General features: G+C 39.1%; 12 protein-coding genes. 11 read left to right on the forward strand and 1 reads right to left on the reverse strand.

Translation table 11 applies throughout. The features are described from left to right. Positions 1–110 precede the first annotated feature (110 nt). Positions 111–4,262 carry a glycoside hydrolase family 3 C-terminal domain-containing protein gene (locus ACERJO_RS14560; RefSeq protein ID WP_373647956.1) on the forward strand — a complete coding sequence of 1,384 codons (4,152 nt, stop codon included), beginning with the start codon at positions 111–113 and terminating at the stop codon, positions 4,260–4,262. A gap of 149 nt (positions 4,263–4,411) precedes the next feature. Here the strand turns inward: ACERJO_RS14560 and ACERJO_RS14565 are convergent, their stop codons facing one another. Next, the gene (locus tag ACERJO_RS14565) at positions 4,412–4,732 is read right to left on the reverse strand and encodes an antibiotic biosynthesis monooxygenase (RefSeq protein WP_373647957.1); all 321 of its coding nucleotides are present in this window, start codon (positions 4,730–4,732) and stop codon (positions 4,412–4,414) included. 280 nt (positions 4,733–5,012) lie between these two features. Between ACERJO_RS14565 and ACERJO_RS14570 the strand changes: the two genes are divergently transcribed. The 10 genes from ACERJO_RS14570 (at position 5,013) to ACERJO_RS14615 (ending at position 13,799) form a co-directional block, all read left to right on the forward strand. Further along, positions 5,013–5,444, forward strand: coding sequence for a disulfide oxidoreductase (locus tag ACERJO_RS14570; RefSeq protein WP_247106367.1), 432 nt, complete (start codon positions 5,013–5,015; stop codon positions 5,442–5,444). Position 5,445: 1 nt separating this feature from the next. Continuing rightward, positions 5,446–5,916 (forward strand): thioredoxin family protein, encoded by a 471-nt coding sequence (locus ACERJO_RS14575; RefSeq protein WP_247106369.1) that lies wholly within the window; start codon positions 5,446–5,448, stop codon positions 5,914–5,916. 158 nt (positions 5,917–6,074) lie between these two features. Next, positions 6,075–6,377: a phasin family protein gene (locus tag ACERJO_RS14580; RefSeq protein WP_247106370.1), complete on the forward strand. Its 303-nt coding sequence runs from the start codon at positions 6,075–6,077 to the stop codon at positions 6,375–6,377. Between the two features lie 36 nt (positions 6,378–6,413). Continuing rightward, complete coding sequence (locus tag ACERJO_RS14585) at positions 6,414–8,090, forward strand: ABC1 kinase family protein (RefSeq protein ID WP_373647976.1); 1,677 nt, start codon at positions 6,414–6,416, stop codon at positions 8,088–8,090. A 340-nt stretch (positions 8,091–8,430) separates the two neighbouring features. Continuing rightward, positions 8,431–9,477 carry a ring-opening amidohydrolase gene (locus ACERJO_RS14590; protein WP_373647958.1) on the forward strand — a complete coding sequence of 349 codons (1,047 nt, stop codon included), beginning with the start codon at positions 8,431–8,433 and terminating at the stop codon, positions 9,475–9,477. Further along, the gene (locus ACERJO_RS14595; RefSeq protein WP_373647959.1) at positions 9,474–10,481 is read left to right on the forward strand and encodes an amidohydrolase family protein; all 1,008 of its coding nucleotides are present in this window, start codon (positions 9,474–9,476) and stop codon (positions 10,479–10,481) included. Before ACERJO_RS14590 ends, ACERJO_RS14595 begins: the two co-directional genes overlap by 4 nt. A 16-nt stretch (positions 10,482–10,497) precedes the next feature. After that, positions 10,498–11,322: an ABC transporter permease gene (locus tag ACERJO_RS14600; RefSeq protein WP_247106374.1), complete on the forward strand. Its 825-nt coding sequence runs from the start codon at positions 10,498–10,500 to the stop codon at positions 11,320–11,322. Position 11,323: 1 nt separating this feature from the next. Continuing rightward, positions 11,324–12,118 carry an ABC transporter ATP-binding protein gene (locus ACERJO_RS14605; RefSeq protein ID WP_247106375.1) on the forward strand — a complete coding sequence of 265 codons (795 nt, stop codon included), beginning with the start codon at positions 11,324–11,326 and terminating at the stop codon, positions 12,116–12,118. A gap of 18 nt (positions 12,119–12,136) precedes the next feature. After that, positions 12,137–13,207 (forward strand): ABC transporter substrate-binding protein, encoded by a 1,071-nt coding sequence (locus tag ACERJO_RS14610; RefSeq protein WP_373647960.1) that lies wholly within the window; start codon positions 12,137–12,139, stop codon positions 13,205–13,207. Between the two features lie 91 nt (positions 13,208–13,298). Continuing rightward, a complete protein-coding gene (locus ACERJO_RS14615; protein ID WP_373647961.1) occupies positions 13,299–13,799 on the forward strand; it encodes a cysteine hydrolase family protein in 501 nt (166 codons plus the stop codon). Positions 13,800–13,802 lie beyond the last annotated feature (3 nt).

Below are 13,802 nucleotides of genomic sequence, written 5' to 3' on the forward strand. Positions count from 1 at the left end.
AAAGGAGTGATTCATTTATATAGAAGAAAACATCAAAGAATAACAGCTTGTGTATTCTCTGAAATGTTGTTAGTCGATAAGATTCTATGACTAAAAAAGGGGAGAAATTCATGCAACGAGCAAAGAAACGGATGAGGAATGGTGTCATTTTACTACTGGTCATAGCATTAGTGACGTTTGACTTTGGAACAGCTGCTCATGCTGTTACGAGCGAGGAGGGAGGCGTTACGTTTAAAACGCAAGACGGTGGTGTTTTTGACGGGATGCCACTATTTGATGGGAATCCAGATCATCTAGATGAGTTTGTAGATGCTTATTTTGATTATACGGGTCTTGAAGGACCGGCTGTCTATGCAACAGGTTCTCGAAATCATTATACATTACAGCGTGGTGAAAATGCTGGAAATGTTATTCCTGGTGCATTATCAGCTGCTGATAATGTTCAAGGCGTCTCAACGGACTTCCCCGCACTTGTTTCGATGGGACAAACATGGAATAAGGATTTATTAGCTGATATCGGGCAGGTTATTGGTAATGAAAAGATTAGTACTCTTAAGGTTGAACAAGGAAAGTCAAATATTCATGGTGGAGAGGAAGCTTCTCCGACAGTAGCCTTTACCGTCGTGAGTGATATGACGATTAATCCTTTAAGTGGCCGCTTTGATGAAGGGTTTTCTGAAGATGCTTATATGGCAGCCGCGATGGTCGATCATATGGCTGCTGGTCTTGGTGGAACGGACTTATCTGAAAGTGACGATGGCTTTTGGATGCGAGCAGCAGTAGGGACTAAGCACTTCTCAGTGTACAATGCGCAATGGTTTCGACAAACTGCTAATAATAGTGCGAGCGCACGGTCTATATTCGAATATCAAACACGTAGTCCTTTGAAAGCGCTTAGCTCAGGTGCGATTTCAGGTGCAATGACTTCATTCGGAAGAACGAACGGTATTCCGAATATACTGTCTCCTTATCAAATCCATGCGAACAGTTATGCAAAATATGGGATGTATAGCTCACCAGATTTCAATGGAGATGCTCATATATTTGGAGAAGGGTCAATGGGGAATGGATATGATACGAAATATGCAATTGATCGCAAACATGGGAACGCTCTCATTATATTAGCCCAAGCTAATGCAGGTCGACCTGGTCCTAGTGTTGAAGCTGGTTTGGAAGATGTTCTTGCTCTTGTTGATGCTGTTGAAGAAGGGTTATATGGACTTACAGAAGAGGATTTAATTGAAGCTGCGCGATCGCATATGAATCAGCTTGTTCGTGTAGGCGTTTTTAATGAAGTAGATGAGAACGGGATTCCAAAATATTATCCATTTGCTTCTGATGCTAAGGATGTTTCAGATTCAATCTCTGATTATCATGATTCCTATCATCAAGAAGTTGCTTTGAAAGCCGCACGAGAAAGTATTGTATTATTGAAAAATGACGGTGTTCTGCCACTAAGTAAAGAGGACAACGCAGCTGTTTCTGGAGTTTATGCAGATGCTAGGTTTAAAACGACATATTCTGTAAATCATACTCCGGAAATTGAACATTCTGGTCAATCCCCATTGCTATCTATTATAAATAGAATAGGTAGAGATCAAGTATCTTTTGAGACTGGAGCACCTATTATAAGCTTCACTTCGGCTTTAAATGGACAGAACGTTATGGTTGATGAGAATATAGAAGACCTTTCTGAAGGCGGAGGGCTTATTACAAAAGAAGAACTAGATGAAGATGGAGATGCTCATTTATTTGAATTATATGATTGGGGACAGGATGGGTACAGTTTACAGTCATTAGTTAATGGACGTTGGGTGACGTCTCCAAATGAGAGTGGACAAGCTGTAGAAAATACAGATGGAACACTTCTTAATTTAACTAATAATGACTGGGATTTAGCTGAGATGGATGGGGACACGAGTGTCATTCCACCTAGGTTACGTCTTGAAGAAAATGATGATCAAACTTTCTCAATGATTGCAAATGGTTATCGTACAGGATTTGGGGGAGATTTCACAAATTGGTATTATGCAAATGGACGTTTTGTTACAACATCTGATGATCAAACTCTAGTTGCATCTGAAACATTAGGTCATACTGAAAACGCTACAAATCGAGGAGATAACGTTAAGTTTGAAAAAACAATTGTACAAGAAACGGGAGAAAAAGCAGTCGATCGTGCAACAGAAGATGATTATGCGATTGTCTTCATAGGAGCGATTCCGCGCCATAGTGCGGGAGAAGGTTATGATCGCTCAACTCTTAATATGGGGCACGTAGATTATGAGTTAGTTGAAAAAGTGTCTGCAGCATTTGCTGATGAAGGGAAAGAAACGATTGTTGTTGTGAATTCAAGCTTCCCTGTTAATATGGATGAGATTCAGAATAATCCAAATGTATCAGCAATTGTCTATCAGCCTTATGGAGGGCAATATGATGCCTATGCTCTAGCGGATGTTTTGTACGGTGATTACGCTCCGACTGGACGATTGGCCTCTACTTGGTATAAGGATATGTCTTCTTTTCCAGAGTTAAACCAATATTCAATACCTGAAGGGAATACGACCGATTCATTAAGTACAATTGATCCACGGTATTCGATTGATATGACAAATGCTGATCCGATTGAATCAAAGCTAACATATATGTATACGGATGCTCCTTTAACATATGAGTTTGGCTATGGTCTCTCATACAGTGAGTTTGAATATAGTAACTTTGCTGTTCCCTCTCAAGTGAGTGGGGAAGAGCCATTCGATGTAACGGTAAATGTTCGAAATACAGGTGATGTGAAAACGTCAGAGGTGATTCAGCTTTACATTAAAAATAATGAGTCAGCTTATGGTGACTATGCACCTCAAAAGCAGCTTGTCGCTTTTGAAAAAGTTGAAGTAACTCCTGGTGAGACAGCACAAGTGACGTTAACGATAGATCCTAAAGATTTTGCTATTTGGGATGTGAATATTGGCGACTTTATTGTGGAAAAAGGCTCATATACATTAATGGTTGGTCAGTCCTCAGAAAGCATAAAAGACTCTCAAACTGTACAAGTTGAAGGAGACTCAGTAGCCACTCTAGGTGCAGATCATTTTAACGTATTTGATCATTCTTTTGCTGCACACGAAGTTATTTACCATGAAGTATCAAAAGATCGTACAGCTAAGCATTTAAAGGAGAATAAAGTCGTAGGTAGCTATCATGCTGTACGGTCTAAACAGGAAGGGTCTTGGGTGGCGATTCCAAACGTTGATTTGGCACAAATTGAAGAAGTGACAGCAAGTGTTGCTTCGAATGTAAATAGTGGTTCCATAACGTTACATGCGGGTTCGCAAAACGGTGAGGAAATTGCGAGAATGGATGTACCAATGACAGATCCTGTATCTTATACAGCTGAAAATACGGAAGTTGAGGTCGTGGAGTTAGGATATGTCGATGTCACATCGGATGTTTCTGAAAGTATATCAGGTATACATGACCTGTATGTCGTGTTTCATGAAGCAGATCTAAGGATCGACTCATTATCTTGGACTTACTCTCATGACAACGGAGATAAGCCTGGAAATGGGGACAAGCCGGATGAAGGGGATAAGCCTGGAGATGGAGACAAACCAGACGACGAAGATAGTCCTGGAGATGATGAAAAGGATTTAGAATTAAAAATAGGTCAAAAAACCAGTGTTGTGGCTGGGGAGACGTATACAGTTGAAGGCAGTAAAGTCACACTTACAATGCCAGTTGATTTACCAACTGGTACGATGTTAACGATTTTAGAAAAAGACGTAGAAGAGACAAACTATGAAGGATTAGCTCTTGTAGGAGATATTTTCTCATTTATCTTTGAATTTGAAGAGGGCGCCACTGAGACTACGGAGCACTACACACTAACAATGGGCTATGAAGAGAGCACCGATAGTGAAGAAGTAGCGATTTATTATTACGACGAAGAGGATGAACAGTGGCAGAAGCGTGGAGGAGACGTAGATAAGACTAATCAGGTCCTCGCATTGTCTGTTCCTCACTTCTCATCCTATGGTGTTTTCATTGAGTTAGAAGATACTCAAAGCTCTGGTGGTGAAGAAGAGGAAGTAGAAGATAGTGAAAAAGATACGACCCCTCCTAAACAGGGAGATGATGACACATCAGGTTCATTGCCAAGTACATTTTCAAGTCTGTATAACTATTTATTAGCAGGTATGCTATTACTTGTAATAGGATTAGTAGTTGTTGTTTGGCAAAGAAGAAAAAGGTTAATAGAAAAATAAAGGAGAACGATTAAACACCTTTGAGAGTCATTTCTCAAAGGTGTTTTTTACGTTGTTTTGTCTTAAAATAGCTTTTAAATTCAGACGGTCTGTATATGAATCTGTTTGATTGTACATAAGTGGAAGCAGCTACATTTAAGGTAGCGGGATTAACTAGAGGAAGTCTTTACGGCTTTGATTTCATATTTATTAACTTCAACATCCAGTATATATTCTGGTTTTGGTTGATCTTTTTTTGCTTTATGGCCAGCAATATGAGCATCGCTCTTTTCCCAGTTTTTCCAAGCTTCTTCCGATTGCCAATGAACGAGGACCATCACTTCTTCCTCGCCGCGTCTTATTTTCTTGACCATGACTTTAAGGTCAATGAAGCCTTCTTGTTGTTCAATTATTCCTGGTTTTCTAAATTGCTCAACGATCGTTTGAGAGTGTCCTTCTGCTATCGTTAATTTTCGAACTTGTACAAACATATGTATTGCCTCCCCAGCGGTTATTGTATGGATCGAACTAGATTCTTGTAAATGATTTAGACTGACCACTACTATTTAATTAGTTACATTAATTGTGACCATCTCAATGCCCATTATATCAATAATGATAATCAGTTTCAATAAAAGAGTTTATAGAAGAAATATTTTTTCACAAGTATGTTTATTTCGTGAACGGCAGTAAACTTCTTTTCTTTTTTCATGTCATTTTGATATAGTAATATCTATAGATTGACGATTACCATAATAGATGAGGTGAACGATGAAAAGGATATCGATAAGTAGTGAGAATCTTCTGTTTTGTGCATGGGGGATTTCATTGATCGCTACAGCTGGTAGTTTATATTTCTCTGAAATTGTCGGTTACATCCCTTGTGATCTATGCTGGTATCAACGGATTTTAATGTATCCTATGGTCATTATTTTAGGTGTAGCTGTTATTAAGAGAGACTTGAACCAAGCACTGTGTTCAGCTTTGTTTTCAGGAATAGGGATGTTTGTGGCATTGTATCAGTATGTGCTACAAAAAGTTCCTTCAATGAATGAGTTAGATTCATGCGGTATAGTGCCTTGTTCAGCACAGTATATAAATTGGTTTGGTTTTGTAACGATTCCGTTTTTAGCGCTTATTGCGTTCATTTTAATTTTTGTCATAAGTATCACGATTTTAATTCGAGTAAGGAGATCTAAATAAAATGAAAAAAGTTATTATTTTCTTTGTCGTCATCATTGTTTTATTCGGTGCATTAGCGATTGTTAACCATTTCTCAACAAGTCAAAAAGTAGAAGGGAATCCATTTGGGAAATCAAGCTTGAACCCTGCTACGGTGAAACAATTGGATGATCCGAACTATCAAAATATTATCCTTCCTGAAGAGCTTGAAGCGTCATTAAATTCAGAGGAGAATCTGACAATTTATTTTTATCAACCGACTTGCCCAGCATGTGTGGAGATATCTCCTGTTATCGTACCGATGGCTGATGAAATGGGAATTGATATGAAGCTATACAATCTTGTTGAATTTGAGTCTGGCTGGGCCGAGTATGACATTTCGTCAACACCTACTATTGTTCACTTTGAAAATGGAGAAGAAGTAGGACGGGTTGGGCTATTAGAAGATGAGCAATATGAAATGTGGTTTGATCAAATTGCCCAAACTCAATAATGAAAAAGGCTACTAATGAGTGAACAATTTATTAGTAGCCTTTTTTCTTCATATCACGTAAATAAAAGGTTTGAAAGAAGGCAATATTGGGTAAAAGAATTAAACAATCCATTTTAATATTGTGAAAAAATTCACTTGATTTTGTAGGAGGGACTATTATGAGAGATCGATTAAAGAAAGGTTTAGCACTAGGAATTGGATTGGCTGTTGCTAGTAAGGAGCAAATCGAAAAAACAGTTGATGAATTAGTGAAGAAAGGGGAATTGAGTCAGCAGGAATCAAAGGAATATATGGATGAGCTCTGGAAGAAGGCTGAAGAGACGAAAGGGGAGTTAGATGCGAAACTCCAGGAAAAAATTAAGCATGTTTTGGCTGATTTAAATGTGGCGACAAAGGCTGAAGTAAAAGTGCTTGAGCAACGTATTCGGGAATTAGAAGAAAAGATAAATACACAGGGTTGAGCATAATAGAAATGTGGATGAAAGGAGGGGGTTCTGATTTTTGAGAAACGAGTCAGGCATTTAAAACGCTATCGAGAAATTGCTGCAGCCTTTTCAAGAAATGGATTTGGCTTCATCGTAAAGGATTTAGGCCTTCATGATCTCGTTTCATTGCCAAAACGGTTGTCAATGAAAGACAAAAAGGAAGGTACGCATTCTACAGGAGAGCGAATTCGAAAATTTTTGGAAGAGCTTGGTCCAACTTTTGTGAAGATGGGGCAGCTTGCTAGTACGAGGCCAGACTTAATTCCGACTGATATCATTCGCGAATTAACGAAGCTTCAAGATGAGGTACCTCCTTTTTCATCAGAGGAAGTATACGAAATAATTGAATCTGAGTTAGGAAGTTCGATGTCGGAGTTATTTAGAGAGTTTCATTCCGAGCCATTAGGTTCTGCATCAATTGGTCAAGTTCATGAAGCGCTTTTACATACAGGTGAACGAGTAGCCGTTAAAGTACAGCGACCTCATATTAATCAATTAGTGCATACGGATTTGGAAATCTTACACGAACTTGTTGAAATCGCTGATCATCGTTTGGGGTGGGCGGCGAAATATCGCTTAAAAGAGGTTGTGGAAGAATTTTCACAAGCATTAATTGCTGAGTTAGATTATCGACGTGAAGGGAGAAATGGAGAGCGCATTGCCCGACAGTTTGAAGGTGATCATACGGTACATATTCCATGTGTCTATTGGGATTATACGACGAAAAAGGTTTTAACGATGGAGTTTGTAGAAGGAGTCAAACTTAATCACTTAGAGGCGTTACGTGAGCATGGCTATGATACAAAGCTATTAGCCGAACGGGTGACACGTTCCATTTTACAGCAAATCTTACTAGAAGGATTCTTCCATGGTGACCCTCATCCAGGGAATATTTATGCGTTGCATGATAATGTTGTGGCATTTATGGATTTTGGCATGGTTGGGAGACTAACGTCGGAGATGAAACAGCATTTTGCAACGTTAATGATTGCAATGATGAGGCAACGAACGGATGGGGTCATTAAAGCGATCACTGAAATGGGGATTGTTCCTGATCATATTGATATGGAAGAATTACGAGCGGATGTCGAAGAATTACGTGATGAGTATTATGATGTTCCATTTAGTCAGATTCATTTAGGTGAAGCTGTTCATAAGCTCTTTCGAATTGCACATGCTCACCGGATCCAAATACCAACAAACTTAACGCTTGTAGGTAAAGCGTTGCTGACGTTAGAAGGAATGATTGAAAAGCTTGATCCTGAATTAAGTATCGTAAAGGTTGCCGAACCATTTGGTCGCGAGTTGTTAAAGCAACGCTACCATCCGAAGCAAATGGCAGAGCAAGTGTATGATCAGTGGCAGGATTTTAGGAAAGCCATGTCGAACATTCCACAAAATGTCGAACAGCTTACATCAATAACAAAAAAAGGACATATTCCTATCGAAGTGACGATGCCAAAGTTGGATATGTTCTTGAAGAAGATGGATCGAATTAGTAATCGTCTCTCTTTTAGTATTGTTCTCCTATCCTTTAGCATTATCATGGTTGGTCTTATAATTGGGTCCGCATTAGGCGGGCAAGCTTCCCTGTTATGGAATGTACCTGCAGTGGAAATTGGATTTATAGTAGCCATTTTAATGTTTGTTTGGTTATTGTTTTCCATTTTTCGATCTGGTCGTTTTTGAATAAGTTGCTAGATTCTAATTATGAGGAACTAAAAAGCAAATTAGCTCATATAGTTCCTTTTCTTTGTCGATAAGTGACACGATATATATAAGACTACTATGTAATATTAGTAGTCTTTTTTTTGTGTCTAAAGGTCAGGGTATTTTAAGCAAAAATCACTTGTTCAGGTAGATAAACTAACAACAAGGTAGAAATAATCTGACGAAAAACTTTAAAATTATCGATAATCCACAAAATATAAATTTGTTGCTGTGAGAATACACCAATTACTCTGTTATTTTGGGGTGCTAACATGGTGTCATAACAAAAAAACAATTCACAAAAACAGAGGTGGAGCAAATGAACTATCAATTAATTCGTTGTGATATGGAGCATCCAGGAGATGTTTCCGCATTACAAACGTTATTAAAAGAAGAGAAAATCAAAGCAGAGACGATTAAGGCGATTATTGCGCAAACAGAAGGAGATGGGTATTCAAGAGGATATGCCACTTTGGCTTTTCAAGGATTATTATCATCGTTTTTATCGATAAGTCACGAGGATGTAATTGAGCAAATTCCGATGATGATGATTGGCAAGACTGGAGGGCTAATGACTCCACATTATACGTTGTTTATTCAAGAAGAAGGCGACAAAGTGAATCAATCTAATGAGAAGCGTTTTGCTTTTGGTGTCGCATCGACACCGATTCTCGATGAGAATGAAATTGGTACGTTAAAGCAAGTTGATTACGTGACTGAAGCAGTGAAGCGAGCGATGGAAGAGGCCGATATTGATTCCATTGACGATGTGAAATGTGTAGAGGTGAAGTGTCCTTGGGGTGTTGGAGGAAGTTTATCGAAGGCAGCTTCGGCATTAGGCTCTGCTGTAGCATTAGAAGAGGTTGAACGAGATTGCATATCACAAGAAAGCTTGAATCGAGACCATTCTCTTTATTCAGTTAAAACATCCGTATCAGCAGGACATGAGCAAGTATCAGCACGGGTTATTGTGATGGGTAATTCGACCGCTTCTTCTAGTGACCTGTATATAGGATCAGGGGTGATGGAGGATGCGCTAGATTTAGTTGGGCTTAGGAAATCGTTTGAGAACGCAGGGATACAAGCTGGATCGACATTGTCGGAAGATAAAATGGAAGATATTGTTCAAGTGTTTGTCAATGCTGGAGCAGATGCTCTTTCAACTGTTCGCGGAAGGCGACATACGATGCATACTGATGCATTAGCGATGCACTCAGGCATCTTGGCGAAGGCAGTAGCGAATGCAGTCGTTGGCAGTTATGTTGGTGAAACGAGAATTTTATGTTCTGCAGGTTCTGAGCATCAAGGTCCACAAGGTTCGAACTTAATTGCTCCGGTCGTACGAGTTACGGGCGGTGAGTTATGAGTTTTGTCGGTTGGATGAATTATCATGCGCATATTGATAAAGGGTTTTTATCACCACCTTTTCGTTATAAAGATGCTCCAGCTTCTACTCGTGCCGAGTGGACACGAGAAGCTAAAGTGTTAATGACGAAAAATGAAATCAAAGAAGCTGCCGTGAAAGCTTTAACGAAAATGCATCAATATGGAACGGTTTATGTCCGCACTCATGTTGATGTTGATCCGTTGTTTGAATTACGAGCTGTTGAAGCATTGAAGGAAGTTCAAGAGGAGTGGAAGAATCGAATCGTCCTTGATTTGATTGCCTTTAATCAGGAAGGTTTTGATCGTTATCCGGAAACAGAGGTGTTATTAAAGGAAGCAATAAATCTTGGTGTTCAAGGAATTGGTGGTCATACGAGTATGGATCAAGACGGCAAGCAGCATATTGATAAGATTATCCAACTCGCTACTTATTCTGATTTAGATTGGATTGAATTTCATACAGATGAAACGGGTAGGATCGATGATTTTAATCTTCCATATTTAGCAAAAGTGACGACTGAAGAAGGATTAGGCTCAAAGGTAACAGCCATTCATTGCTGCTCACTGGCAAACGTCGAAGAAAAAATAGCGATGGAAACGATCAAGGCAGTGGCTTATTCTGGTATGACGGTAACTACTTGTCCGACTGCAATAGCGACAAGGTCATTAACAAGAGTAAAGGATTTAGCAAATGCTGGTGTAAAGCTTCAAATTGGTTCCGATAATTTGCGTGATCATTTTAATCCACTTGGAAGTGGGAATATGCTGCAATATGGTCAATTACTAGCCTATATCTTACGCTTCTATGAACCAGAGGAGGTGGAGAATATCATTCAATGGTTATCAACTGTTCCTGAAATAGAAAGAGTGAACAAACAGCTCCAGCACTTGTCTTATCGACCAGCCTATGATTTGAAACGGCCAAGTGAATTATTAGCTGAGGCTCCTAATCCTATTAAATTAATGGAGAAAATGATTCGATGAAAGGAGGAAGTGAAAAATGGAAACAAAAACGGGAGTGGCGATGATGAAACAACAAGAGAAAGGTAACCGAGTTTTGGTCATTCCACAATTTGTATGGGCAGTACTGACCTTATTAGGTATGGCGAGCATCTGGCAATTACTAACGATCGTAATGGATATCCCCAGATATATTTTGCCGTCACCAATCGATATAGGGACACGCTTTGTTAGTGACTTTCAAGTATTGTTTTCTCATTCATTGACGACGTTGACGGAGGTATTACTTGGGTTTGGGTTAAGCTTGGCGATCGGTATACCGTTAGCGATCTCGATTGTGTATTCTCGCTATTTAGCAAATTCGTTATATCCGATATTAATCGGTATTCAATGTATACCAATGGTATCAATTGCGCCAATTCTTGTTATATGGTTTGGCTACGGGTTAACGACCAAAATATTACTTGCCTGCTTAATTTCATTTTTTCCCGTTGTGATTAATTCCGTCGTTGGATTTCGTTCCTTGGATAAAGATATGCATGATTTAGGGAAATCGATCGGTATTTCAGAATGGAAAATCTTTTTCTATCTCCGCTTGCCAAACGCATTACCACATTTATTTGGTGGCTTTAAAGTTGGGATTACGTTAGCGGTCGTTGGGGCGATTGTTGGAGAATTTGTTGCATCAGAGCACGGTCTTGGCTATTTACAATTAACGGCGAATGCTCGGTTAGATACGACGCTAGTGTTTGCGACACTTCTGACACTAGCAATTATCGGGATATTGTTATTCTGTATCGTGCACTTATTTGAACGGATATTAATGCCTTGGTATCACGAGAACAAGGCAGGGGGTGGGAAGTAATATGGCTACAAAACTAGAGCTAACGAATGTTGGCAAAGTGTTTCAAACGAGAACAGGACGAGTTGAAGCATTAAGAAACATCTATCTCTCTGTTGAACCTGGTGATTTTCTGTCGGTTGTAGGTCCAAGTGGCTGTGGAAAAAGCACGATTATGAGAATTATTGCTGGCTTGGATCGACCTACTTCAGGACATGTACTATTAAATGAGAAGCCACTTGGAAAAATAGCTGGAGGTGTCGCGGTCGTCTTTCAAAAGGATGTGTTACTAGCATGGAGGTCGATTATAGATAATGTGTTATTCCCTCTTGAATTGAAAGGAATAACATGGTTTGATCGACCGAACAAGCAAACGAATCGAGCAAAGGCGTTAGAATTACTAGAGTCTGTTGGTTTAAAAGGATTTGAAGATAAATATCCACATGAGTTATCAGGTGGGATGAGACAACGGGTATCAATTTGCCGTGCGCTTATTCAAGATCCTAAGCTTCTTTTAATGGATGAACCGTTTGGAGCACTGGATGCCTTGACGAGAGAGCAAATGATGTATGATTTGTTGAAGCTTTCAGATAAGTACGGATTTACAACGATCTTTATTACCCATAGTATTGAGGAGGCTGTCTTTCTATCAGATAAAGTCGTTGTCATGTCAGGAAGGCCAGGAACGATTTTGAAGGAATTACCGGTTGAACTTAATCGACCTAGAAGTAGTGAATCACGTTCCAATCCTCATTTTAACCAGCATGTTCATGACATTCGTTCAATCTTCCAATCGCAAGGTATTCTAGCAGAAGCTTGAAAAAGGAGAGAAATTATAATGAGAAAATTCACAAAATTCTTACTATTATCATTGTGTATGATGGCTATTTTAGCAGCTTGTGGAGAAGGTAATAATCAGGATGATTCCGAGGAAGCGATAGAGACAGTAGGGGAGGGGACGAATGAAGAAGAATTAGAAGATGGAATGACAATTGGTGACCCGGAAGTTACAGACGTGACCTTACGATTGAATTGGCGCTTTAAAGGAGAATTTTCCCCATTTTTTGTGGCTCAGGAAAAAGGATTTTTTGAAAAATATGGCTTACATGTTGATGTGTTAGAAGGAAATGGTTCAACAAGTACGATGCAAGCTGTTGCTCAAGGACAGGATGATTTTGGTATTACGTCAACAGTCGAGCCTTCACAAGGTTTAGTCGAAGGTATGCCGATTAAAATGATTGCATCTTATATGAATCGTTCACCGATTATGATCGCATCACATCCTGATACACCAGTTGAAAGTCCACAAGATCTTGAAGGAAAAAGTATTGGGATGTCAATCGCATCTACGTTTACAAATATATATCCATTTTTCTTAGAAAGTAACGATGTTGATGAATCTTTAGTTGATTCAGTACAAGTAGAAAGCTCAGCGCGTAATGGATTATTTTTAAACAAAGAAGTAGATGCTGTTGCCATCTTCTCAACAAATGAATATCCACTATTTGAACGGGAGTTGGGTGTAGAGTTAACACCACTTTATTTAGCTGACTTTGGTTATGACCTCGTTGGTTTAACGTTAATAGGAAATGATTCATTTTTAGAAGAAAACCCTAACACAGTTAAACGTTTTTTAGCGGCGATTGATGAGGCATTTGAGTATACATTAGCAAACAAGGACGAGGCGGTAGAGCTTGTCATGGAACTATTCCCAGATGCTATGAATGAAGAAACAGCACTTATGCAGCTTGAATTACTTGAAGAGATTGCTTTATTTGATGAACAGCCTTACGGATGGATGTCAGAAGAGAATATGGAGGATACACTTGATATATTGGAAATGAGTGATTTAATTTCTGAGCGTTATGAGGTTGACCGTTATTATACTAACGAATATTTTGAACAGTAAAGAGGTAGAAGGTTCAAAGGGGGAAAAGCCCTTTGAACCATTTACTCTATAAAGAAGGAGGTAACCCAGTGTCCTATTATCCGTATGATTTGTGTCAAGCATTATTGAACAACCAAGAAAGGAAAAGACTCCGATTATTTTTCTGAAAGTGATTCATTCGAAAGAAAACGATGGGAACAGGGCTTGGATACAGAGAAGAAAGGCAAAGCAGCATCCTAATAGCTATCGAGCAGGAACGTGGGGATGTGAATTCTACAATCTATTACAATCCGATAAAGATGATTATTTCGTTGGGAAGCATCGATATAGTGCGTATATGAATGAACAATTTGATCAATTGTTGCAATCGTTACATATTGACACAATGGTTATGACAGGGATTAATACGAATACATGCGTGGAATCAACAGCACGTGATGCTCATCAACGTGATTACCATGTAGTCGTTATAAGCGATGCAACAGTGTATGCTTTCCCAGATGCATATGAACCTTCATTGAGAAATATTGATAGGCATTTTGTTTCAGTCATGTCAAGTGAAAAGTGTCTTCGTCTTTTTCGGGGAAATAGCCATTCGATAATCGATAGATGAGGT

Source organism: Halalkalibacter sp. AB-rgal2, from assembly GCF_041821005.1.
Classification (GTDB): domain Bacteria; phylum Bacillota; class Bacilli; order Bacillales; family Bacillaceae_D; genus Halalkalibacter.